The 22679-nt window shown below is 70.7% G+C and carries 20 protein-coding genes; 15 read left to right on the top strand and 5 right to left on the bottom strand.

Annotation, left to right across the window (positions count from 1 at the left end; genetic code table 11):
* Position 1: 1 nt before the first annotated feature.
* Both J2Y46_RS03935 and J2Y46_RS03930 read right to left on the bottom strand, forming a co-directional pair.
* Positions 2 to 664 carry a biliverdin-producing heme oxygenase gene (locus J2Y46_RS03935; RefSeq protein ID WP_310240368.1) on the bottom strand — a complete coding sequence of 221 codons (663 nt, stop codon included), beginning with the start codon at positions 662 to 664 and terminating at the stop codon, positions 2 to 4.
* 45 nt (positions 665 to 709) lie between these two features.
* A complete protein-coding gene (locus tag J2Y46_RS03930) occupies positions 710 to 1036 on the bottom strand; it encodes a DUF2470 domain-containing protein (protein ID WP_310240366.1) in 327 nt (108 codons plus the stop codon).
* 80 nt (positions 1037 to 1116) lie between these two features.
* Here J2Y46_RS03930 and J2Y46_RS03925 point away from each other — a divergent pair, with 80 nt between their 5' ends.
* The 3 genes from J2Y46_RS03925 (at position 1117) to J2Y46_RS03915 (ending at position 4322) form a co-directional block, all read left to right on the top strand.
* A complete protein-coding gene (locus J2Y46_RS03925; protein WP_045301783.1) occupies positions 1117 to 2385 on the top strand; it encodes a serine hydrolase in 1269 nt (422 codons plus the stop codon).
* Positions 2386 to 2453: 68 nt separating this feature from the next.
* Complete coding sequence (locus tag J2Y46_RS03920) at positions 2454 to 3296, top strand: EamA family transporter (RefSeq protein WP_310241088.1); 843 nt, start codon at positions 2454 to 2456, stop codon at positions 3294 to 3296.
* Between the two features lie 39 nt (positions 3297 to 3335).
* Positions 3336 to 4322 carry a Gfo/Idh/MocA family oxidoreductase gene (locus J2Y46_RS03915; RefSeq protein WP_310240364.1) on the top strand — a complete coding sequence of 329 codons (987 nt, stop codon included), beginning with the start codon at positions 3336 to 3338 and terminating at the stop codon, positions 4320 to 4322.
* A gap of 15 nt (positions 4323 to 4337) precedes the next feature.
* Here the strand turns inward: J2Y46_RS03915 and J2Y46_RS03910 are convergent, their stop codons facing one another.
* From J2Y46_RS03910 to J2Y46_RS03900, 3 genes are read right to left on the bottom strand one after another with little or no spacing between them, the layout of a single operon-like run.
* Positions 4338 to 5801, bottom strand: coding sequence for a glutamate-cysteine ligase family protein (locus tag J2Y46_RS03910; protein WP_310240361.1), 1464 nt, complete (start codon positions 5799 to 5801; stop codon positions 4338 to 4340).
* Positions 5802 to 5836: 35 nt separating this feature from the next.
* A complete protein-coding gene (locus tag J2Y46_RS03905) occupies positions 5837 to 6943 on the bottom strand; it encodes a substrate-binding domain-containing protein (protein ID WP_310240359.1) in 1107 nt (368 codons plus the stop codon).
* A complete protein-coding gene (locus tag J2Y46_RS03900) occupies positions 6940 to 8925 on the bottom strand; it encodes a heparinase II/III family protein (protein WP_310240357.1) in 1986 nt (661 codons plus the stop codon). Before J2Y46_RS03900 ends, J2Y46_RS03905 begins: the two co-directional genes overlap by 4 nt.
* Before the next feature lie 197 nt (positions 8926 to 9122).
* Here J2Y46_RS03900 and J2Y46_RS03895 point away from each other — a divergent pair, with 197 nt between their 5' ends.
* From J2Y46_RS03895 to J2Y46_RS03840, 12 genes are all read left to right on the top strand, one after another.
* Positions 9123 to 11114 carry a DUF2264 domain-containing protein gene (locus J2Y46_RS03895; protein WP_310240355.1) on the top strand — a complete coding sequence of 664 codons (1992 nt, stop codon included), beginning with the start codon at positions 9123 to 9125 and terminating at the stop codon, positions 11112 to 11114.
* Positions 11115 to 11163: 49 nt separating this feature from the next.
* Complete coding sequence (locus tag J2Y46_RS03890; protein ID WP_045301772.1) at positions 11164 to 12471, top strand: ABC transporter substrate-binding protein; 1308 nt, start codon at positions 11164 to 11166, stop codon at positions 12469 to 12471.
* Positions 12472 to 12573: 102 nt separating this feature from the next.
* The gene (locus J2Y46_RS03885) at positions 12574 to 13506 is read left to right on the top strand and encodes a carbohydrate ABC transporter permease (RefSeq protein ID WP_052676912.1); all 933 of its coding nucleotides are present in this window, start codon (positions 12574 to 12576) and stop codon (positions 13504 to 13506) included.
* On the top strand, positions 13506 to 14471 hold the full coding sequence (locus tag J2Y46_RS03880; RefSeq protein ID WP_310240352.1) for a carbohydrate ABC transporter permease: 966 nt from the start codon (positions 13506 to 13508) through the stop codon (positions 14469 to 14471). Before J2Y46_RS03885 ends, J2Y46_RS03880 begins: the two co-directional genes overlap by 1 nt.
* Positions 14472 to 14475: 4 nt before the next feature.
* Positions 14476 to 15165, top strand: coding sequence for a ferredoxin-NADPH reductase (locus J2Y46_RS03875; protein WP_310240350.1), 690 nt, complete (start codon positions 14476 to 14478; stop codon positions 15163 to 15165).
* Positions 15166 to 15211: 46 nt separating this feature from the next.
* Positions 15212 to 16396: a glycoside hydrolase family 88 protein gene (locus J2Y46_RS03870; RefSeq protein ID WP_310240348.1), complete on the top strand. Its 1185-nt coding sequence runs from the start codon at positions 15212 to 15214 to the stop codon at positions 16394 to 16396.
* Positions 16393 to 17262 (top strand): fumarylacetoacetate hydrolase family protein, encoded by an 870-nt coding sequence (locus J2Y46_RS03865; protein ID WP_310240346.1) that lies wholly within the window; start codon positions 16393 to 16395, stop codon positions 17260 to 17262. The genes J2Y46_RS03870 and J2Y46_RS03865 overlap by 4 nt, the downstream gene beginning before the upstream one ends.
* The gene (gene kduD, locus J2Y46_RS03860; protein ID WP_045301764.1) at positions 17259 to 18023 is read left to right on the top strand and encodes a 2-dehydro-3-deoxy-D-gluconate 5-dehydrogenase KduD; all 765 of its coding nucleotides are present in this window, start codon (positions 17259 to 17261) and stop codon (positions 18021 to 18023) included. The genes J2Y46_RS03865 and kduD overlap by 4 nt, the downstream gene beginning before the upstream one ends.
* A gap of 43 nt (positions 18024 to 18066) precedes the next feature.
* On the top strand, positions 18067 to 18912 hold the full coding sequence (gene kduI, locus J2Y46_RS03855; RefSeq protein ID WP_084695738.1) for a 5-dehydro-4-deoxy-D-glucuronate isomerase: 846 nt from the start codon (positions 18067 to 18069) through the stop codon (positions 18910 to 18912).
* Between the two features lie 114 nt (positions 18913 to 19026).
* Complete coding sequence (locus tag J2Y46_RS03850; protein ID WP_084695763.1) at positions 19027 to 20040, top strand: sugar kinase; 1014 nt, start codon at positions 19027 to 19029, stop codon at positions 20038 to 20040.
* Between the two features lie 112 nt (positions 20041 to 20152).
* Positions 20153 to 20812, top strand: a complete 660-nt coding sequence (locus tag J2Y46_RS03845; RefSeq protein WP_310240341.1) for a bifunctional 4-hydroxy-2-oxoglutarate aldolase/2-dehydro-3-deoxy-phosphogluconate aldolase — start codon at positions 20153 to 20155, stop codon at positions 20810 to 20812.
* A complete protein-coding gene (locus J2Y46_RS03840; protein WP_310240339.1) occupies positions 20809 to 22557 on the top strand; it encodes a beta-galactosidase in 1749 nt (582 codons plus the stop codon). Before J2Y46_RS03845 ends, J2Y46_RS03840 begins: the two co-directional genes overlap by 4 nt.
* Positions 22558 to 22679 lie beyond the last annotated feature (122 nt).

The following is a 22679-nucleotide window of genomic DNA, read 5'->3' as shown; positions in this document are numbered from 1 at the left end:
GTCAGGCGACGTGCGATGCCTGAGCGGCCTTGGCGGCGGCCAGATCCTCGAAGAGCTCGGTGTTGAAGCGGTACGCCAGCAGGACCTCGTCGATCACGCGCTCCTGCTCCGCGGCATCCCACGGGGCCGCGTCCAGCTGCTCGCGATACACGTCCTTGAAGGACTTCGGGTCGGCGATGTCATCGAACAGGTAGAAGCCGATGCCGTTCGTGTCGAACCCGAAGCGGCGGGCCATCAGGCGCCCGATGAACTGGCCGCCCGAGAGGTCGCCGAGGTAGCGCGTGTAGTGGTGCGCGACGAACCCGCCCGCCCACGTCGCGCCGACCTCGTTGATGCGGTCGACGTAGCGGCGCGTCGTCGGGAGCGGCTCGATGCGGTCGCGCCAGTCGGGACCGACGAGGAACTCGAGGTCGGCCTCGAGCGCGGGAAGCCGTGTGAGCTTGTCGGAGATGAACACCGCCGCGACCGGGTCGTTGCGCATCTGGCCGGCGGTGCGCTCGAGCGCCTCGTAGATGAACCAGTGCTGCACCACGAGGGCGACGTAGTCCTCGCGTGTGCCCTCCCCCTTCATGAGGTCGGCCATGAAGCCGGAGTGCTCGCTCGACGAGTGCGAGCTGCTGGAGCGCTCGCGCAGGGCGGTGGAGAACGGGATCGGGTCGCTCATACCTTCATGCTAACTGAAGATAAGGCGAACCTAACCACAAATTTCCTATGCGTGCGGTCGGGGCTCGATGCCGAGGCGGTGGCACGCCTCGTCGTAGAGGGCGACGATCTCGCGGCGCACCTCGCGGCGCTCCGTGATCGGGCCCGACGGCCACGCGACGGCGATCTCGGCCGTCGCCCCGTCGGCGAGCGTCGCCTCCCAGACCCCTCGATCCCCGTCGAACCCGGTCATCGTCGCGGCGCTGATCTCGGCCGCGGCCACTCCCGCGTCCGCGGCGAACGCCCGCGAGATCAGGAGGTTGTCGTCGGCGTGGTCGCCGTTCATGTGGCCGAGCACGCCGGTGAGGGCGGCGTCGTCGAAGTGATGGGTCATGCCATCACCCTACGGATCGCCGTTCAACGCAAGCGACCATGGTGTGTTTGAATTCATTGCACGATCATCGGGGGGTGAGAATGCGGACCCGCTCCACACATCGACGCGCCATCGCGGTCGTCGCCGGTGCCGTCACATCCGCTCTGCTCTTCGCCGGGTGTTCTTTCGAAGGCGACATCCAGCCGGACGTACCTCCTCAGACGACCGCTGCCTTCGCCGACGAGACCGTGCAGCAGCTGACGGATGCCGTCACCCACGCGATGGGCGTCACCGGGTCCTCAGGGGCGATCGTGGGCGTGTGGGCGCCGTGGAGCGGGAGCTGGGTCGCCGGCCTCGGCACGCAGCGCCCGGACGGCGGGGGCGAGGTCACTGACGACCTGGTGTTCCGTGCCGGCAAGGTCACGCGCGCCATGACGTGCGACGTGTTGTTCGAGGCCGCCGCCGAGGGCAAGGTGAAGCTCGACGACAGCATCACCGAGTACGTCTCGGGCGTGCCCGACCTGAAGGACGTGACGCTCATCGAGCTCTGCGACGGGACGTCCGGCATCGGCTCGTACGCCGGTCAGCTGTACTCGTCCTGGCTCTCGAATCCCGGCCGGAACTGGGATCCGCGGTATCTGGCGAGCTTCGGCCTCGGCCAGCCGCGCACGGCCGACCCGGGCGTCGCCTATCGCGACTCCGACGCGGGGTACGTGCTGCTCGGCCTCGCGCTGGAACGTGCGACCGAGGCGACGGCCGCCGACCTCATCCACGGCTATGTCGCTGATCCACTCGGCCTCGATGCCACCGCACTCGGAGAGCTCCCCGACTCGGGCGTGCTCAAAGGCGGGCAGTCGGTCAACAACGCCGAGGGCGCGCTCGACTGCGCGCAGCCGCTCGATCTCACCACGGCGTCGTCCAGCAGCGGCTTCACCGACGCCGGCGTGATCACCGACATCCACGATCTCGGCCGCTACGTGCAGTCGCTGGCGTCGGGCTCCCTCGTCGAGGACGACGACCGCTTCAACGCACCCGTGGCGGTCGCCGCCGATGCCCCGTCGTGGTACGCCGCGGACGGCGGCGCGCTGATCGCCGGATCGCTCATCGGCCAGTACGGCAAGGTGCCCGGGTACATCACCGCGGCCTTCGCCGATCCCGCGACCGGGCTGACCGTCGCGATCGTCCTGAACAACTCGGCTGCCGACGCCGCGGTGGGCGAGTACCTCGCGTGGGAGCTGGCGGCGATCGCGTCGAAGACGCCCGCCACGGCAGGCGAGACGGCGCCGGAGGCCGGTCTTCCCTGGACCGCCGAGCAGTACCACGCCGCGATCGACACGCTCGCGGTCTGCACTCCGCCGGCATCGGAGTGAACGCCCGGTCAGGTTCCGGGAGCACGAGGGTCTCGAGCGGCGGCCGGCCGGGGACGACGCCCGCGATCCTGCTGGTGATCGCCGGCCTCGCCTGCCAGGAGGTCGGCGCGTCGATCGCCGTCCTGCTGTTCCCGCAGGTCGGGCCGCTCGGCATGGTCATGCTGCGCCTGGTGTTCTCGGCCATCGTGCTGCTGCTGATCGCGCGACCCCGCGTGCGCGGTCACTCACGCGCCGACTGGACGGCGGTGGCGCTCTTCGGACTGGTGCTCGCGCTGATGAACGGCCTGTTCTACCTCGCCCTCGAGCGCCTTCCCCTCGGGGTCACCGTGACCATCGAGGTGCTGGGCCCCCTCGTGCTGTCGATCGTCGCGGCCCGCCGGGCGTCGGCGTGGCTATGGGCGCTCCTGGCCCTCGCCGGAGTCGTGGCTCTGGGCGGCGGCGGATGGGACCGCCTCGACCCGCTCGGCGTGCTGTTCGCGCTCGGCGCCGCCGGCAGCTGGGCGTTCTACATCCTGTCCTCGGCGCGCGTCGGGCGGGCGTTCCCCAAGCTCGACGGGCTCGCGCTCGCGATGACGATCGGTGCCCTCATCGCCCTCCCCTTCGGCATCGCGGATGCCGGAGCCGCCCTCCTGCGGATCGAGATCGTCGCGCTCGGTGCAGCGGTGGCGGTGCTGTCGTCGACGATCCCGTACGCGTTCGAGCTCATCGCTCTTCGACGCCTTCCGGCGGCCGTCTTCGCGATCCTGATGAGCCTTGCACCGGCGACCGCGGCGCTCGCGGGGTTCATATTCCTCGGGCAACATATGACGTGGCTCGAGCTCCTCGGCATCGCACTGGTCATCGCCGCGAGCATCGGTGCCATCCGGTCCTCCGCGCGAGCAGCGCGCGAGGCGGCGGAGCCGATCGCCTGACCGGAGTGTGACGAGCCCACGGCTCGGTAGCATCGGGCCATGGCGCAGCTGCAGACGAGATGGGCGGTCCTCGGGCCGGGGCAGATCAGCCGGGACTTCGTGGTCGGACTGCGGGCATCGGAATTCGGGATGCTGCATGCCGTGGGCAGCTCGTCGGCCGAACGCGCCTCGGCGTTCGCAACGGCGCACGGGGCCGAGGCATCCGGAACCTACGACGAGATCCTGGCGCGCGACGACGTGGACGCGGTGTACGTCGGGACGGTCCACACGGCCCACGCCGACCTCGCGATCCGCTCTCTCGAAGCGGGCAAGGCTGTGCTCTGCGAGAAGCCCGCCAGTCCGACGCTCGCGGAGGTCGAGCGGATCCTGGACGCGGCGCAGCGCGCGCAGCGCCCCTTCCTCGAGGCGTTCAAGACGCGTTTCGGCCCGTTCGCCGAGTCGCTGCGCGAGCTCGCCGCCGGCGGTGAGCTCGGAACACCCCGGCGATTCGAGGGGGCCTTCGGCTTCGACGCCGGTACGCGCGAGGGACGTCTGTTCGACCCGGCGGTCGGGGGCGGCGCGATCCTCGACGTGGGGTGCTACCCGCTGGCGCTCGCGATCGACCTCGCGGCCGCGGCGGGGCAGCCGATCGCGCCGGAGTACCGGGCGTTCGAGGCCGAGCTGGTGAGTGGCGTCGACGGCACGGCGTCCGCCGAGCTCGCGTTCGGCGACCTGACGGCCGGGATCGCGACATCGGTGATCGAGAACCTGTCCGACACCGGCGTGCTGCGATTCGCCGACGCCGAGGTCGTGCTGCCGAACGTCTGGGGCAGCCGCACCGAGAGCCCGTCGACGCTGATCGTGCGCCGCGGGACTGACGAGCGCGTCGTCGAGCTGCCGGTGGTGCAGCCGATGGCCGCCGAGGCCGACGCGCTGTCGCTGGCGCTCGCCGAGGGACGGCTCGAGGTGCCCGAGATGCCGTGGGCCCACACGCGCGCCGCGGCTCGCGTGCTCACCGACTGGCGTGCGGCCGCCCTCGCCGGCTGACGCGGTAGGCCCGCGTCATTCCCAGGTGTGCACAGGCTCGTTCGTGTGCATCGCCTCGCGGTACTCGAGCAGGGTGGCGCGCAGCGCGTCGTAGCGATCCATGTCCGCCCGGCGACGCATGCGGTCCGTGAACCAACCGGCTCCGGTGACACCGGTGAGACACCGACCTTCGATGATGCCGAGCAGGCGATCGCGGACGGATGCCTCGACCCCCCACGCCTCGAGACCTCGATGCGCGAGCGGCAACAGGCGCCGCAGCACGAGCTCGGTCGCCGGCACCTGCCCGACGCCTGGCCAGTACTGCTGGGCGTCGATGCCGTCGCGGGCGGCGCTGTGGAAGTTCTCCTCGGCGGCGGTGAACGACAGCTGCGACCACAGCGGGCGGTCGTTCTCGGCGATCGCGCGTACGAGCCCGAAGTAGAACGCGGCGTTGGCCATGATGTCGGCGACCGTCGGTCCGGCGGCGAGCAGGCGGTTCTCGACGCGCAGGTGCGGCACACCGTCGGCGACGTCGTAGATCGGGCGGTTCCACCGGTAGACCGTGCCGTTGTGCAGGCGCAGCTCCGCGAGCGCCGGGATGCCGCCGGCGTCGAGCACCGCCATCGGATCGTCGTCGTGGACGATCGGCAGGAGCGCCGGGAAGTACCGGACGTTCTCCTCGAAGAGGTCGAACACCGAGGTGATCCAGCGCTCGCCGAACCACACCCGCGGCCGCACGCCCTGCACCTTCAGCTCCTCGCTGCGGGTGTCGGTGGCCTGCTCGAACAGCGGGATCCGCGTCTCGCGCCACAGCTCCTTGCCCAGCAGATACGGCGAGTTCGCCGACATCGCGAGCTGCACGCCCGCGATCGCCTGCGAGGCGTTCCAGTACGCCGCGAACGAGTCCGGCGAGGTCTGGACGTGCAGCTGCGTGCTGGTGCAGGCCGCCTCGGGAAGGATCGAGTCCGCCGTCGTGAGCAGTCGCTCGGGCCCGTCGATCTTGATCAGGATGTCCTCGCCGCGCGCGGCGAGGATCTGCTCGCTGAGCAGCCGGTACCGCGGATTGGCGCTGATGCTGTCGGGCCGCAGGTGCCCCTCGCCGAGCGTCGGAAGGATGCCGATCATCACGAGGTGCGCGCCGACCGTCGACGACCGCTCTTCGGCGTGGTTGAGGCTGCGCCGCAGGCCCTCCTCGAAGGTCGTGAGGCCGCCTTCGCGCAGGCGCGCCGGCGGCACGTTGATCTCGATGTTGAACTGTCCGAGCTCGGTCTGGAACGCAGCATCCGCGATCGCTTCCAGAGCCTCCGCGTTGCGCAGCGCGGGGTCGCCGTCGTCGTCGACGAGATTCAGCTCGACCTCGAGACCCGTCAGCGGGTCATCGGTGTCGAAGTGCGCCTCGCGCAGCATGCGCGCGAACACGTCGAGGTTGCGCCGGACCTTCTCGCGATGGCGTGTGCGGTCGGCGCGGGTGAACTCCTGTGCCGGGACGTCCTCCCCCATGGCGGAACTCTAGCGAGCCCCGCGCGATTGCGCGCCTACGCGCCCCGGGGCGGAGCCGTCGAGCCGCGCACGTTCAGCGTGGGGTTGAGCACGACGCGGTGCACCGGGCGCGTGGGGTCCTCGATGCGCCGTGCCAGCAGATCGACGGCCGCACGACCGACCGAGTTGCGGGGCGGGCTCACCGCGGTGAGCGCGGGCGTGAAGAGCTCGGCCACCTCGTCGTCGTAGGCGACGACCGACAGGTCGCCGGGCACCGAGATCCCCCGGTTCAGCGCCAGATCGACGAACGCCATCGCCTCCGGGTCGGAGTGCACCAGGATGGCCGTGACCGAGTTCGACAGCGCCGCGTCGAGCGTCGCGTCCACGACCGCCGAGAAGTCGGGACTCGTGCGCGGCGGCAGGCTCGTCTCGAAGTGGTCAGACGGGGTGAGGCCGAGCTCGAGGCAGGCGGCCTGCCAGCCGGCGGCGATCTTGCGCGACGTGGGCGAGTCCCGCGCGATGATGAGCCCGACGCGGCGGTGGCCGAGCGAGGCGAGGTGCCGGGCCGCGAGCACGGCGCCGAGAGCATGGTCGGTCGTGACGTTCTCGACCGGGCTGCCGTCCGGCAGCACTACCGCGTCCCGCTCCACCAGCACGTTGGGAACACCGCACTCGGCGAGCCACTGCACGACGTCCTGCGCGTGGGGCGTGTCGGTGTTCGGCGCGACGACGAGCCCGCGCACGCCCTCGGTGTGGACGAGCCGCTCGAGCACCGGGCGCTCGTCCTGCAGCTCGTACGACGCGCCGCGCAGCACCACGCGCAGACCGTGGCGCGTCGCCTCGGTCTCGGCGCCGCGCACGACGCTCGGCCAGTAGAAGCTGAGCGACGGCACGAGCATCGCGATCGACCCCGTCCGAGCGGAGGTGGGCTGATGCCCCGGCTCGACGTCGTCGAATCCCCCCGCGGGAGGCACAGCGCCGCCGTGGACGCGGACGAGCAGCCCCTCGCGCTCCATCTGGGCGAGGTCGCGGCGCAGAGTCACCGGGGCGACGCCGAGTTCGTCCATGAGCTGCGCGACCCGCACGGCGCCGTCGCGTTCGAGCGTGGCCATCACGTGCGCCCGCCGTTCCGCGGCCAGCAGCGCCGGAGTCTGGTCGGTCATCGGGCGTCCTCCGCGTTCGTCAGGTCCAGTTCTACCGTGACGGCGACCGACTCGGCCGTCGTCACGTCCAGATCGAGCCGGGTGAGTCGCGCGCCCCACACGCTCGACAGCACCGGGTCGTCTAGTTCGCGCACCACGAGAGAGGCCTCCACGCCCTCGGGCCACGAGATGCGCACGGGCGTCGCGCCGTCGAGCGGCGTGACGGTGACGGATGCCGCGTCACGGCGCACATCGCCGGCCAGCAGCATCCGCACCTGGGTCTTCTCGTCCGTCCGGGGCGTTTCGACATGCTCGGCGGCCGAAGCCGGCCACGCGTCCTCGATCACGACGCGCCGCGTCTCGCGCTCGAGGCGCACCGTGCGCCGCCACGGCGCCGCGCCGGCGTACGCACCCGAAAGGTCGAGCGACATGGACGCGCCGTCCACGGACACCTCGACGCCGGAGGCCGCGAACTCGGCGCCGGGGCTCTGCTCGACACCGCCGATCACGGGCACGTTGTGCCACCCGCTCTGCATCGTCCAGATGTCGTAGCGGCCGGGCCCGAAGGTCTGCAGGGTGTACGTCGGCCGGCCTGCGTCGACGATGACGGGCACGCCGTCCGACGCGACGACGAACGAGCCGACGTCGTTGTGGTTGTGGTGCTCGCCGTTGTGCCCGCCCTTGACCGCGACCGTCAGGCCGCGCGCGGTCCCGCCGTGCTCCCGGGCGAGCAGCACCTCGGTCGAGGGCAGCCAGACGTCGCGGGGGAACGGCGGCGTGTCGCATGCCGCGCTCACCCAGACCGGATCCGTGATGCCGCGCAGCAGGCGCCCGAAACCCTCGTGCTCCGTGGCCGCGGGGGTGCCGGCGCAGCGATGCGACGCGGCGTGGGCGGCAGCACCGGAGTCTCCCGCGTTCCACGCGGCACGATGCAGGGCGTGCCAGGGCTGCGCGGCGGAGACACGCGCCTGTCCATCGGCGAGGTTCAGGTACCAGTCGCCGCCGAGATGCATGCGGTGCGGGAACGCGACGGTCTCGCGCAGCGCCGCGATGCCGGACGCGTCGAGCACTCCCCCGGTCGCGTGGCGCACGATGTCGAGGGCTTCGAGGGCGCGGCATGCGCCGTTCCACCAGTACGCGTAGCCCTCGTCGATCGCGCCGTCGGCCGGCAGCGCCGAGACGTACCGGTCGATGCCTTCGATGGCCAGGGCGACGATGCGCGCCCGCTCGTCGGCTTCGGACGGGTCGTCGAGCAGCCGCAGCGCCGCGGTGATCACGTTGCCGTGGATCCACGGGTTCCAGTTGTGCACGTCGCCGTCGAGGCCGATCCAGTGCCAGTCGCGGCGATCGGTGAAGGGCTGGAACACGCGCACGCGCGCCTCGTGGCGGATGCGGGAACGGATGCCGGGGTACCGGGCCTCGAGCCGTGCGCCGAGGAGCTGGTCGACCCATGTGAGCAGGGCGACCGCTTCGCCCGCGCCGAGGTCGAGGTACGGGGCTGTCACCGTGGGGAGCACGGATCCGCGCTCCCGGAACGCATCGTCGTGGGCGGGCCAGCACCAGCTGCTCTGCTCGCAGATCAGCCAGACGCCGTCGAGCACCTCGGCCAGCCACCCGGGGCCGAGCTCGGGGTCGTCGGCGTGATGCGCGGCGGCGATCGCCGCTCGGGCGAGGCGGAACTGGCGCTCGAAGACGACGGTCTCCCATCCGACGCGGTCGCCGTCGTCGTGGATGCGTGCCGCGGCGGTGGCGAGCGGGACGCCCCACGGACGGCCGAGGTCGTCGTGGGCGCGGGCGAGGACGTCAGCGATGGCGACGGGGTCGGCGCTGCCGTCGGGCCCCCAGACGGTGCGGTCGGCGGAGGTCGCGACCGGGAGCGCGCCCTCCGCGGGCGCGAGGAGGGAGGCGAGGGTCGCACCGAGATCGCCGTCTACGCCGGCCTGTCGGTGGTAGACGGCGGCCAGCTCGCCCTCGAAGGTCGCGGTCGAGGCATCCGTCGTCAAGGTTCCTCCTCGTTGATTCACCAGGGGCGGGGGATCCACCTCGCAGTGAGACTCGCTATGAGTTCAAAGCGATCATAAACGATCATAACGAATCTCAAACAACCTTGCAATGAACGAATTGGGTTGCTACAGTCCCAAACGTTCGCTTTCCGCTGATCAGATTCCAGCGGCGAGAAGAAGGCATCAAGGGAGATCCAGTGACGGTCCAGCAGCCCACCACGTCGGCGCACATCGCGACGGGCTTCGATTGGACACGTGACGAATGGCTCGCCTACGCCGATCGCCTTCTCGACACCGCCCGCACCCACGCCTCGCCGGGTGGTGGCCGCATCCACTTCCCGGGCGCCGAGGGCGGCTACGGCCACGCCGTCGATGGGCTCGAGGGTTTCGCCCGCACGTTCCTCCTCGCCGGCTTCCGCATCGCCGGGGCGCGGGGGGAGGGCACCGAGGACCTCGCCGACTTCTACCGTCGCGGGATCGTGACGGGCGTCGACCCCGAGGCCGAGGACCGCTGGGTCCGTCTCGACGAGCACGCTCAGGCCAAGGTCGAGGCAGCGTCGCTCGCACTCGTGCTCGACATGACGCGCCCGTGGATCTGGGACCGCCTCGACGAGGTCACCCGGCAGCGGGTCATCGACTACCTCGCGCCGGTCGTGGGCGATGCGACATACCCCAAGACGAACTGGCTCTGGTTCCGCGTCGTCGTGCAGACGTTCCTCCGCTCGGTCGGCGGGCCGTGGTCGGCCGACGACATCGCCGACGACCTCGCTCTGCACGATGTGCTCGTCCGGGACGACGGCTGGATCTCGGACGGCTTCGAGCGCTCCTACGACCATTACGTCGGCTGGGCCCTGCACACCTACCCCGTGCTGTGGTCGCGCATGCAGGGCGCTGAAGAGCTCGCCGGCGGCCGCACGCCCGGCGACATCGCGCGCCTCGACCGCTTCCTGCAGGACGCCGTGACCCTCGTCGGCGCCGACGGCTCGCCGCTCGTGCAGGGCCGCAGCCTCATCTACCGCTTCGCCGCTGCCGCCCCGTTCTGGGTCGGTGCGATCGCCGAGGTCCCGTCCGTGCCGCTCGGACAGCTGCGTCGTGCCGCGAACGCCGTCGTCGCGCACTTCGGCGGGGCCGGCGTTCCGGGGGAGGACGGCGTCCTCACCATGGGCTGGCACCACGAGTGGCGCGAGCTCGCCCAGTCGTACTCGGGTCCCGGCTCACCGTACTGGGCCGTCAAGGGCCTCCTCGGCATCGCCCTCCCCGCCGATCACCCCGTGTGGGCGGCGGACAGCGTGCCGCTGCCGATCGAGACGGGCGACGAGCTGCGCACCGTGCGTCCAGCCGGCTGGGTGATCTCGGGCACGCAGTCCGACGGCATCGTGCGCATCGTCAACCACGGCACCGACCACGCCGCCGACGGCAGCCTCGTCGGCGACTCGCCGCTGTACGCCCGCATCGGGTACGCCACCGCCGCGGGCCCACTCGCGAACCAGCGCGCGTTCGAGGAGCCCCTCGAGCAGTCTGTCGCCCTGGTGGACGCCGCCGGCCGCGCGACCCATCGCGCGGCGATGGACCTCATCGATGTGCGCGTGCAGGTCGGCGAGGGCGGCCGCGTCGGCATCGCCGCCTCCGTCTCGCGCGCCCACTGGATCGACCCCCGCCCGTCGGCCCAGCGCCACGGCTCCGGCATCGACGGCGACATCGAGATCGCCGGCCTCATCGAGGTGCACTCGCTCGTGCGCGGCCCGTGGGAGGTGCGGCTCGCCCGCGTCGACTCGCTGGAGCCCGGCGTCGACGCGGCGTCACTCCGCCTCCGCGTGGGTGGCTGGGCTCTGGCAGCCGCGTCCTTCGATGACGCGTCGACGGATGCTGCCGCCTCGGTACTGGCGAAGGGCCTGAGCAGCAGCATCCGTCCCCTTCTCGGCGACGGCGAGACGAACGTCGCGACGCGCGAGGACGCCAGCCCGCTGGGGCCGGTCGCCGGCGTGCCGCTCGTGTCGTTCCCGGTCGAGCCGGGCACGTGGAGCGCGACGCTCGTGGAGCTCACCACCGAAGACCTCGCATCGTCCGCCGACGCGGCACACGTCGTCCTCGACGAGGACGGCGACCAGACCACCGCCACGGTCACCTGGCCGGACGGAACGGCGACCACGAGTCGCCTCGCACACCCCGGATCCCCCGCGAACCGGTAACCCGATGGGCCCGAGGACGGGTCCGCAATCACAAAGGAGTACCCCCAGAATGAAGCGCTCATACGCTGCCGCGGCCGGCATCGCCGTGGTCGCAACGCTCGCTCTCGCCGGCTGCAGCGGCGGTGGCGACGACGCGGCCGCGCCCGAGGAGTCGTCGGGTCCGGTCACGCTCTCCCTCTCGGGCTGGAGCCTCGACACGACGCCGGAGTTCCAGGCGCTCGCCGACGCGTTCCACGAGGAGAACCCCGACATCACGGTCGAGCTCAAGGGCTACGACGCGGCGGAGTACAACACGCTGCTCACCGCCGACCTCGCCGCGGGCTCCGGCCCCGACATCATCACGCAGAAGGAGGTCAAGTTCGTCCCGACGTTCGTCGAGGGCGGCCAGCTCCTCGACGTGTCGGATGTCGAGCTGCCCGACGGCATCAGCGGTGCCAAGTCGTACGAGGTGGACGGCACGGCGTACGCGGTGCCCTACCGCAACGACTCGTGGGTCCTGTACTACAACAAGGCACTCTTCGACCAGGCCGGTGTCGACTACCCCGACGGCTCGTGGACGTGGGACGACTACAGCGACGCCGCGGCAGCGCTGACCGAGGGCATCGCCGCTGCCGGCGGTTCGGCCAAGGGCGCCTACCTGCACAACTGGCAGTCGACCGTCCAGGGCTTCGCGAACGCGCAGTCCGACGGCGACATCCTCAAGGGCGAGTACGACTACATGGAGCCGTTCTACGACAACGTGCTCGCACTGCAGTCGGCAGGCGACCAGGTGGACTTCAACACCGCCAAGGCGAACCAGCTCACCTACCAGGGCGAGTTCGGCAAGCAGAACGCCGCGATGCTCCAGATGGGCACGTGGTTCGTCGCGACGCTGATCGCGCAGCAGGCCTCGGGCGATGCCGATGACTTCGAGTGGGGCATCGCGCCGATCCCGCAGGTCGACTCCTCGACCGCCGGCCTCGACAACACCCCGGTGACCTTCGGCGACCCGACCGGCTTCGGCATCAACGCCGGCATCGACGAGTCGAAGGTGGCCGCGGCCAAGAAGTTCCTCGCCTTCGCCGCCGGTGAAGAGGGCGCCCAGGTGCTCGCGAACATCGGCATCACCCCGGCGCTGCTGACCGACCCGGTCGTCGAGACCTACTTCTCGGTCGACGGTGCTCCCACCGACGACCTGTCGAAGTTCGCGTACTCGACGCACGAGGTGCACCCCGAGAACCCGACGTCGAGCAAGACGGCGGCGATCCAGGGCATCCTCGGCGACATGCACACCGCGATCATGTCGGGCTCCAAGAGCGTCTCGGACGCCATCAAGGAGGCCCAGGACCGCGTGGCCAGCGAGGTCGGCACCGACTGATCCCCCCCCGGGCCCTCCGGGGCCCGTCCCGGTGGCCGGTCCGCACCCTGCGGCGGACCGGCCACCGCCCCCCCGACTTCACCACCCCACTGGAGGTCCGCCATGGCGACCATCACCGCCACAGAGGCCGGCACCGCGCCGCCGCCCGTGCGCCGCCGGCGCTCGAAGCTGCGGCTGCGCAACACCCTCATCGGGTGGAGCTTCATCCTTCCGAACTTCATCGGCTTCGGGCTGCTCACGCTCATCCCGATCGTCGTGCTGTTCTACATGTCGTTCACCAACTGGAACGTCTTCGGCAAGGCCGACTGGGTCGGCCTCGCCAACTTCACGCGCCTCATCGGCGACGGCAGCTTCCGCATCTCGGTGCTCAACACCCTGTACTACTCGGTGCTGCACATCCCGCTGACGATCGTCGTCTCGCTCGGTCTCGCGCTGCTGCTGAACAACAAGCTCCGCGGCGTCGCGTTCTTCCGCACCGCCGCGTTCTTCCCGTACATCACCTCGATCGTCGCGATCGCGGTCGTGTGGAACCTGCTCTTCAGCCCCGAGTACGGGCCGATCAACGAGTTCCTCCGCTTCATCGGCATCCAGAACCCGCCCGGATGGCTCACCTCGCCCGAGTGGGCCATGCCCGCCGTCGTCATCGTCGGCACGTGGCGTGACATGGGCTACTACATGATCCTCTTCCTCGCGGGCCTGCAGACCGTCCCGCGCGAACTGCACGAGGCCGCCCGCGTCGACGGCGCGAACGTGTGGCAGCGGTTCGTCAACGTGACGCTGCCGTGCCTGCGTCCCACCATGTTCTTCGTCACCGTGATGCTGACGATCAACTCGTTCAAGATCTTCGACCTGATCCTCGTCATGACCGACGGCGGGCCGGGTCAGTCCACCCTCGTGATGTCGCAGTTCATCTACCGCAAGGGCTTCGAAGAGAGCCAGTTCGGCTACGCGTCGGCCGCTGCCGTGGCGCTGTTCTTCATGTGCATCATCGTCACGATCGTGCAGTTCCTCTGGAACAAGAAGCGGAGCAGCTGATGGCCGAGCAGATCGAGAAGGATGCCGAGCTCCTGGTCTCCGACTTCACCGCCCCTGCGGGCGCGCGTCGCGGACTCCGCAAGCTCGCCGAAGAGATCCCGGAGCGAAAGCCCCAGGTCGCTTACACCGAGAAGATGACCCCCGGCCGTCGCATCGCCCGCATCGCGATGTACGTCGGACTCGTCATCTTCGCCATCGGACTCCTGACGCCGTTCGTGTGGATGGTGCTGAGCTCCTTCAAGTCCGCCAACGAGGTCTTCTCCGTGCCGGTGCAGTGGCTCCCCGAGACATGGGTGTGGCAGAACTACATCGACATCTGGACCGAGTCGAACATGCTCGTCTGGATCCGCAACACGCTGTTCCTGGCCGTGGTCGTCACGTTCCTGCAAGTGCTGACCGGCTCGTTCGCCGCCTACGGCTTCGCGCGCATGAGGTTCCGCGGCCGCGACGTGCTGTTCCTGCTGTACGTCGGCACGATCGCCGTCCCGTGGCAGTCGTACATGATCCCGCAGTTCATCCTGCTGTCGAATTTCAAGGTGTCGAACACGCTGTGGTCGATCATCCTGCTGCAGGCGTTCGGCGCGTTCGGCGTGTTCCTGATGAAGCAGTTCTACGAGACGATCCCCGAGGAGCTGTCCGAGGCGGCGCGTCTGGACGGCCTCAGCGAGTACGCGATCTGGCGCAAGATCATGCTCCCGCTGTCGATCCCGGCGCTCGCCTCGCTGACGCTGCTCACGTTCGTCAACACCTGGAACGACTACCTGGGGCCGCTCATCTACCTGCGCAACCCCGACCTCTGGACGATCCAGCTCGGCCTCAAGGGCTTCGTCTCGAACCTCTTCGACACGAACTATGCGCTGCTGTTCGCGGGCCTGACCATCTCGGTCATCCCGATCGCGATCATCTTCCTACTCGGCCAGAAGTACTTCGTCGAGGGCATCGCGACGAGCGGTCTGAAGGGCTGAGGCCGTGAAGAAGCTCAACGGGTTGGTGTCCCACGAGACGTGGGCGTCCCTCATCGGGATGATCTACCTCGGCCTCATCGTGAACCTGCTGCTGGTGGTCTCGTCGCTGCCGCTCGTGGTGCTGCTGGTCACGACCGACCCGCTGTACTCGTGGCCGCTGCTCGCGCTCGCCGCGCCGCTCGCCGCCCCCGGCCTCGCCGCCGCGTTCCGCGCGTTCCGCGAGCACGGGGAGGGCGGGCTGGGGCCGATCCGCGCGTTCGTCGCGGGGCTGCGCGCCACGTGGCGTCGCGCGCTTCTGATCGGCGCCGCGGTCGCGGCGGTCGTCGTGGTGCTGCTCGTGGACGTGCGGATGCTGGCGAGCACGGCCGTCGCCGTGTTCACCGTGCCGCTCCTCGGCGTGCTGGCGCTGCTCGCAGTCGGGGTGGGGCTGGTCGCCCTGGTCGCGATCGCCGAGGTGCCGACCGCACGGCTCCGCGACGTCGTGCGTGCCGGCCTCTACCTGAGCCTGCGCCGCTGGTACCTCACGGCCGCGTCGCTGGCCGCCCTGTCGGCCCAGGTCGCCGTGTTCGCCACCGCGCCCGCCCTCGGGCTCGGCCTCACGGCCTCCGCCGCCCTCTTCTTCGCGTGGACCAACTCACGCTTCACACTCCGCCCCGTGCTCGATCTCGACGAGAAGGCAGCCGCGCAGGCCTGAGCCCGCGGCATCCGTTCTCTGCATATACCTCAGAAGGAATCTCTCCATGACGTCCACCTCGCCCGCCGCGGGCACCACCGAGACCACGACCGACGCGGCGATCGCCGCCGCGCTGTCGACGATCCGGCGCAACATCGCGAAGTTCGGGGGGTCGTACCCCGACGACACGACGGTGGACGACCGCTACGAGCTGCGTCCGGCCGAGGGGGGCATCCCGCTCGGCGGCAACCGCGGCTGGACCACGAGCTTCCGCACCGGTCTGCTGTGGCTCGCGTGGGAGCTCACGGGCGAAGAGGACTACCGCGACGCCGCGCGGGTCGACGCAGCCGACTTCGAGCGTCGCGTGAGCGCCGAGGAGGACCTCGACACCCACGACCTCGGCTTCCTCTACACGCTCTCGACGGTCGCCGCCTGGCGCCTCGTCGGCGACCCGAGGGCCCGTGACGCCTCGCTGCTCGCCGCCGACCACCTGATGCGCCGGTTCCTCGAGCCCGCGGGCATCATCCAGGCGTGGGGCGACCTCTCCGACCCCGCCCAGCGCGGACGCACCATCATCGACAGCCTCATGAATATGCCGCTGCTGACATGGGCCCACGAGCAGACCGGCGAGGACCGCTTCGCCGATGCCGTCGTGCGCCACACCGCGCAGCTGCGCGAGCACATCCTCCGCGAGGACGACTCCACGTTCCACACCTTCTACTGGGACGCCGAGACCGGCGAGGCGCTCCGCGGCGGCACCGAGCAGGGCGCGGCCGACGAGTCGTGCTGGGCCCGGGGTCAGGCGTGGGGCATCTACGGCTTCGCGATGAACTACGCGGTCACCCGCGACGAGCGCCTGCTCGAGGCATCCCGTCGCTGCACGGAGTACTTCCTGCGCCACCTGCCTGCCGACGAGGTGCCGTTCTGGGATCTCGTCTACACCGACGGCAGCGACGCGCCGCGCGACAGCTCCGCCGCCGCGATCGCGGTGTGCGGCCTGCTCGAGCTCGCGAAGGTCGAGACGGATGCTGAGCGCGCCGCCGAGTGGACCGCCCGGGCGCACTCGATCCTGGCGTCGCTCATCGCGAACTACACGCCGGTGAACGCCGAGGACTCCGACGCGCTGATCCTGCACTCGGTCTACGACCTGCCGAAGGGCAACGGCGTCGACGAGGGGACGCTCTGGGGCGACTACTTCTACCTCGAGGCCCTGATGCGCGTCGCGCGTCCGGAGTGGAGGAAGTACTGGTGAGGCTCGTCACGTACGCGACGCCTGCGGGCGCGCGGCCGGCCGCGGTCGTCGCGGGCGATCGGCTGCTCGACCTCGGCGGAATCGCGGGTTCGCTGACGGACCTGCTCTCGTCGGACGCCGCTCTGGACGCGGCGCGGGCAGCGGTCGCGTCGGCGGATGCGGATTCCCTTCCGGTGGTCGATGCGGCGGACGTTCTCGCCCCCGTCGTGCCGGGCAAGATCCTCTGCCTCGGCTACAACTACCGTGGACACGTGCCGGACGGCGTCGACCCGACCGCGAACGACCCCGAGTATCCGGACGTGTTCGTCAAGACGTCGAACACGCTCGCCGGTCCGAACGACGCCGTCGTGATCCCGCCGGGTGCGACCGACGTCGACTACGAGGGCGAGGTGGCCGTGGTGATCGGACGGCGCGCGCAGCGCGTGTCGCTCGAGGATGCCCTCGACCACGTCGGCGGGTACACGATCCTCAACGACGTGTCGGACCGCGCGTGGCAGCGCCGGCAGAGCCAGTGGGCACTGGGCAAGTGCTCCGACGGCTTCGCGCCGCTCGGCCCGTGGGTCGTCACGCCCGACGAGGCGCCGGACCCCCAAGACCTCCTCGTCGAGGTCGTGCGCGACGGGGTCGTGACCGTGTCGCAGTCGACTTCGACCACGATCTTCAGCGTGGCGTACGTCATCCATCACATCAGCCAGGTGCTGACCCTCGAGCCGGGCGACATCGTCTCGACGGGCACGCCGCAGAAGCTGCCCGCCGCCCAGGACGCACACCGCCCGCTCGCCGACGGCGACGAGGTCACCGTGCGCATCGCGGGGCTCGGAGAGCTCACCACCCGTTTCGTCGCAAGCCAGGAGTCCGCCGCATGATCCTCGATTCGTTCCGCCTCGACGGCAAGGTCGCGCTCGTCACCGGGTCGAGCCGCGGCCTCGGCCAGGGCGCGGCCGTCGCACTCGCCGAGGCCGGCGCCGACGTGGCGCTGCTCGACCGCGGCGACGCGTCGGCCACCGCCGCGCTCATCGAAGCCACCGGTCGCCGCGTCCACCGCGTGCAGCGCGACCTCGTGTCGGCCACGCCCGACGAACTCTCGGCGGCCGTCGACGAGGTGATCGCCGAGCTCGGCGGCCTCGACATCCTCGTGAACAACGCGGGTACCATCCGGCGCGCGCCGGCTGCCGAGTACCCGCTCGGCGACTGGGACGACGTGCTCGCCGTCAACCTCGACGCGGTCTTCCACCTGTCGCAGGCCGCGGGGCGCCACATGCTCGCGAACGGTGGTGGGCGCATCATCAACGTCGCGTCGATGCTGTCGTTCCAGGGAGGCATTCTCGTTCCGGCATACACCGCCTCCAAGCACGCCGTCGCCGGGCTCACCAAGGCGCTCGCGAACGAGTGGGCGGCTGCGCGTGTCACCGTCAACGCCGTCGCCCCCGGTTACATGGCGACCGACAACACCGCGCCGCTGCGTGCCGACGAGGACCGCGCCGCATCGATCCTGTCGCGCATCCCGGCAGGACGCTGGGGCGAGGCATCCGATCTGCAAGGCGTGTTCGTGTTCCTCGCCTCGGACGCCGCCGCCTACGTGACCGGCGCCGTCATCCCCGTCGACGGCGGCTGGCTCGTCCGCTGAACCCACGCACCCGAGAAATCCACGCAGAACCAGGAGAGAACACGTGACCGAGACGCACATCCCGCAGCGCTACGCGACCAACCCCGCCCAGATCCCGGGCATGACGACGCAGGACCTGCGCGACACGTACCTCATCCCCGATGTCTTCGTGCCGGGCGAGATCCGCCTCACCTACACGCACCACGACCGCATCGTGCTCGGCGGCGCCGTGCCCGCGGGTGCGGTGCTCGAGCTCGGCGGATACCCCGAGATCCGCAGCGACTACTTCCTCGAGCACCGCGAGGTCGGCATCATCAACGTCGGCGGCACGGGCACGGTCACTGCCGACGGCGAGGTCTACACGCTCGTCAAGGGCGCCTGCCTGTACCTCGGCCGCGGCATCAAAGAGGTGTCGTTCGCCGACGCCTCCGGTGAGACGGGGGCGCAGTTCTACCTCTTCTCGGCTCCGGCGCACACGGCATACCCGTCGGCTCTGGTGTCGCCCGGCGAGGGCACCGTGCGCGAGCTCGGCGACCAGCTCACCTCGAACCGACGCACGCTCAATCAGTACATCCACGAGAACGGCGTGAAGAGCTGCCAGATCGTGATGGGCGTCACCGAGCTGCACCCGGGCTCGATGTGGAACACCATGCCGGCGCACACCCACGACCGCCGCACCGAGTGCTACCTGTACTTCGACCTGCCCGAGGACGCCCGCGTCATCCACCTCATGGGCGAGCGCGAAGAGACCCGCCACCTCGTGATCGCCGACCGCCAGGCGGTCATCTCTCCCTCGTGGTCGCTGCACTCCGGCGTCGGCACGTCCTCCTACACGTTCATCTGGGCGATGGCCGGCGAGAACCAGGCGTTCGACGATATGGACGCCGCCCCTGTGACCGATCTGCGATGACGCGGCTCGACGCCGCCGGCACTGCGCCGGCGGCCGCGGGGGTCCGGATCTCCGAGTTTCGCGCGGTCCCGCAGGGGAGGGCGACGGATGCTGCAGCCTGACTACGCTGGCGGGGTGCCCCGGACTCTGCTCGCGATCGGCGAGACCATGGCGATGGTGACGCCCGTCGTCGCGACTCCCGTCGCCGACGCGGACGCGTTCCTGCTCGACGCCGGGGGAGCGGAGTCGAACGTCGCCGCGCACGTGGCCGCGCTCGGACACCGTGCCGTCTGGTTCAGCCGGCTCGGCGAGGACGCTCTCGGCCATCGCATCGCTCGCCAGCTCTCGGCGCGGGGCGTGGATGTCTCGCGCGTCGTGTTCGACGACGGGCACCCGACCGGGCTGTACGTGAAGGATCCCGGCAACGGGGTGCTCTACTACCGGCGGGGCTCCGCTGCGGCGCACCTGTCGGATTCCGACGCGGACGACGTGTCGTTCGACGGTGTCGACCTGCTGCACGTCTCGGGCATCACGGCCGCGATCTCGGCGTCCGCCGCCGCGTTCCTCTCGCGTGTGATCGCTCGCGCCCGGGAGCACGGCGTGCCGGTGTCGTTCGATGTGAACCACCGCGCGCCGCTGTGGGATGCGGCGACCGCCGCACCCGCGCTGCTCGAGCTCGCCCGCAGCGCCGACATCGTGCTCGTGGGCCGCGACGAGGCCGAAACGCTCTGGTCCACCCCGACCGCGGCCGATGTGCGTGCCCTCCTGCCGGACGTGGCCGAACTCATCGTCAAGGACGGCGACATCGGCGCGACCGCGTTCGTCGGGGACGACGAGGTGTTCGAACCCGCGCTCGTCGTCGAGGTCGTCGAACCGGTCGGCGCCGGCGACGCCTTCGCCGGCGGGTACCTGGCGGGCCTGCTCTCGGGCGACTCGGTATCGGACCGCCTGCGGGCCGGCCACGCCCGCGCCGCCCGCACCCTCCAGACCACCACCGACTCGATCGACGAGCCCGCCGCCCCGGCTCCCGCCGCCGACCCGGCTCCGTCCGCCGACCCGGCTCCGGCTGCCGCTCCGGCTCCCGCCGCCCCGGGTCCGGCTCCGGCTGCCGCTCCGGCTCCCGCCGCCGGCATCCCTACCCCGACATGACGGGTTCGGGGCGCGTCCCGCACGTTCGGGGCGCACGCCGCACGCCCCGAGCGCACGCGGTGCGCCCCGAACCCGCAACGATGACCCAACCCGGCACCCGAAGGACCCGCGAATGACCTCCCAGCCCACCTCATCGAGCGCGACGGATGCTGTCGCCCAGGCCGCCTGGTTCGACGACGCGTTCGCCGGGGCCCCGCTCATGGCGATCCTCCGCGGCATGGGCGTCGAGCGCTCGGTGCGCCTCTCCGAGACCGCATGGGACCTCGGGATCGATTCGGTCGAGGTGCCGCTGCAGACCGACGAGGACGAGCGCGCCCTGCGTGCCGTCGTGGAGGCCGCGAAGGCCCGCGGCAAGAGCGTCGGCGCCGGCACCATCATCACGCCCGAGCAGGTGACGCGGGCCGCCGACGCCGGCGCGGTGTATCTGGTCTCGCCGGGACTCGACCCGGTCGTCGTCCGGGCGGCGCAGGATGCCGGCATCCCGATCCTCCCCGGTGTCGCCACCCCCAGCGAGGTCCAGCTCGCCGTCTCGCTCGGGCTGACGTGGCTCAAGGCGTTCCCCGCGACGTGGCTCGGCAGCGGTTGGTTCCGGCACATCCGCGGACCGTTCCCGCAGGTGAAGTTCGTCGCGACGGGCGGGCTCGATGCCTCGAACGTCGAGGAGTTCCTCGCCGCCGGTGTGCGCGTCGCCGCCGTCGGCTCGGCCCTCGAGGACTCGTCCCAGCTCGAGCGCCTCGCCGCGGTGCTTCACGCCCGCACGGCTGCGCGATGACCGCCCGCGCGCGCTCGTTCGCGATCGGCGAGACCGACTTCCTCCTCGACGGAGAACCCTTCCGGGTGCTCGCCGGGGCGCTGCATTATTTCCGGGTGCACCCGGGGCAGTGGGCCGACCGCATCCGCAAGGCGAAGCAGATGGGGCTCAACACCATCGAGACGTACGTCGCGTGGAACGCCCACGAGCCGGTGCGCGGCGAGTGGGACGCGACCGGCTGGAACGACCTCGGCCGGTTCCTCGAGCTCGTCGCGGAGGAAGGAATGCACGCGATCGTGCGTCCCGGCCCCTACATCTGCGCCGAATGGCACAACGGCGGACTCCCCGTCTGGCTGACGGCGCTCGAGGGCGTCGGCCTTCGCCGTTCTGAGCCTCGCTACCTCGAAGAGGTGACCGCGTACCTCGAGCGCGTGTACGAGATCGTCGCTGTGCACCAGATCGACCGCGGCGGACCCGTCATCCTGGTGCAGATCGAGAACGAGTACGGCGCGTACGGAAACGACACCGCCTACCTCGAGCACCTCGTGCGGGTGACGAAGGATGCCGGCATCACCGTCCCGCTCACCACGATCGACCAGCCGACGGACCAGATGCTCCGCGACGGCAGTGTCGCGGGAGTGCACCTCACGGGTTCGTTCGGCTCGCGCGCGGTTGAGCGCCTCGAGACTCTCCGCCGTCACCAGCCCACCGGACCGCTCATGTGCGCCGAGTTCTGGGACGGCTGGTTCGACTGGTGGGGCAACACGCACCACACGACGCCTGCGGCCGCATCGGCCGCCGAGCTCGACGCGCTGCTGGCATCGGGTGCATCGGTGAACTTCTACATGTTCCACGGCGGCACCAACTTCGGGCTCACGAACGGTGCGAACGACAAGGGCCGCTACCTGCCGATCGTGACGTCGTACGACTACGACGCCCCGCTCGACGAGCGCGGCGATCCGACGGAGAAGTACTTCGCGTTCCGTGATGTCATCGCGAAGTACGCGCCGGTGCCTGACGAGGTGCCCGCGGTCAGCGGGCCGGCCCCGGCGTTCGAGGTCGCTCTGGAGCCGGTCGTGGCCGAGGCGGCAGCATCCGGTTCCCGTCATGAGCTGCCGCCGACGTTCGAGCAGCTCGAACACCTGAGCGCGCTCGTCGCGTACGAGGCCGACCTGGACGGCACCGGGGGAGTGCTGCGCTTCGGCGAGGTGCGCGACCACGCGTGGGTCTCGGTCGACGGTGTGTCCGTCGGTACGCTGTCGCGCACTCGTCACGAGGATGCGCTCGTCGTTCCGGCGGGCCGGCGCGTGCGCGTGCTCGTGGAGGAGCAGGGCCGCGTCAACTATGACGTGCGCCTCGGCGAGCCCAAGGGTCTCCTCGGTCCGGTGACGCTGGCGGGTGAGCCCCTCACCGGGTGGACCGCGACGCCCATCGACGTCGCCGCCCTCGGTGCTTCGGCGGTGGATGCTGCGACCGGCGCGTCCGCGGAGGCCGGTGTCGCCCCGTTCGTGCTGCGGGGCTCGTTCACGCTCGACGATCCCGCCGACCTCTTCCTCGACACTCACGGCTGGGGCAAGGGCTTCGCGCTCGTCAACGGCTTCCTACTCGGCCGCTTCTGGTCGAGCGGCCCGCAGCGCACCCTCTACGTGCCGGCTGCCGCGCTGACCGCGGGCGAGAATGTGCTGGTGGTGGTGGAGCTGGATCGCGTCACGCAGGCCGAGGCGCGCTTCGTCGCCGGGCCCGATCTCGGCCCGCTCGAGGAGTAGCCGGCGGCGGCACCGCGGCTGATTCGCAGTCGGCGTGATCGGCGGCCGGCTGTCGGCGTCGTCGTTCCCGGGGTTCTGCGGCTGTGAGACGACGTCTTCGTCGAGAACGACGACGACGTTCT

It is taken from the genome of Microbacterium sp. BE35, assembly GCF_031457705.1.
GTDB lineage: Bacteria > Actinomycetota > Actinomycetes > Actinomycetales > Microbacteriaceae > Microbacterium > Microbacterium trichothecenolyticum.
The sequence above is the reverse complement of the archived record's forward strand: the minus strand, read 5'-3'. Positions and strand labels throughout refer to the sequence as shown.

What these genes read in the sequence shown, in the direction of transcription:
- J2Y46_RS03935 (WP_310240368.1), bottom strand. Translation starts at nt 664, where the DNA reads ATGAGCGACCCGATCCCGTTCTCCACCGCCCTGCGCGAGCGCTCCAGC.
- J2Y46_RS03930 (WP_310240366.1), bottom strand. Translation starts at nt 1,036, where the DNA reads ATGACCCATCACTTCGACGACGCCGCCCTCACCGGCGTGCTCGGCCAC.
- J2Y46_RS03925 (WP_045301783.1), top strand. Translation starts at nt 1,117, where the DNA reads ATGCGGACCCGCTCCACACATCGACGCGCCATCGCGGTCGTCGCCGGT.
- J2Y46_RS03915 (WP_310240364.1), top strand. Translation starts at nt 3,336, where the DNA reads ATGGCGCAGCTGCAGACGAGATGGGCGGTCCTCGGGCCGGGGCAGATC.
- J2Y46_RS03910 (WP_310240361.1), bottom strand. Translation starts at nt 5,801, where the DNA reads ATGGGGGAGGACGTCCCGGCACAGGAGTTCACCCGCGCCGACCGCACA.
- J2Y46_RS03905 (WP_310240359.1), bottom strand. Translation starts at nt 6,943, where the DNA reads ATGACCGACCAGACTCCGGCGCTGCTGGCCGCGGAACGGCGGGCGCAC.
- J2Y46_RS03890 (WP_045301772.1), top strand. Translation starts at nt 11,164, where the DNA reads ATGAAGCGCTCATACGCTGCCGCGGCCGGCATCGCCGTGGTCGCAACG.
- J2Y46_RS03885 (WP_052676912.1), top strand. Translation starts at nt 12,574, where the DNA reads ATGGCGACCATCACCGCCACAGAGGCCGGCACCGCGCCGCCGCCCGTG.
- J2Y46_RS03880 (WP_310240352.1), top strand. Translation starts at nt 13,506, where the DNA reads ATGGCCGAGCAGATCGAGAAGGATGCCGAGCTCCTGGTCTCCGACTTC.
- J2Y46_RS03870 (WP_310240348.1), top strand. Translation starts at nt 15,212, where the DNA reads ATGACGTCCACCTCGCCCGCCGCGGGCACCACCGAGACCACGACCGAC.
- kduD (WP_045301764.1), top strand. Translation starts at nt 17,259, where the DNA reads ATGATCCTCGATTCGTTCCGCCTCGACGGCAAGGTCGCGCTCGTCACC.
- J2Y46_RS03845 (WP_310240341.1), top strand. Translation starts at nt 20,153, where the DNA reads ATGACCTCCCAGCCCACCTCATCGAGCGCGACGGATGCTGTCGCCCAG.
- J2Y46_RS03840 (WP_310240339.1), top strand. Translation starts at nt 20,809, where the DNA reads ATGACCGCCCGCGCGCGCTCGTTCGCGATCGGCGAGACCGACTTCCTC.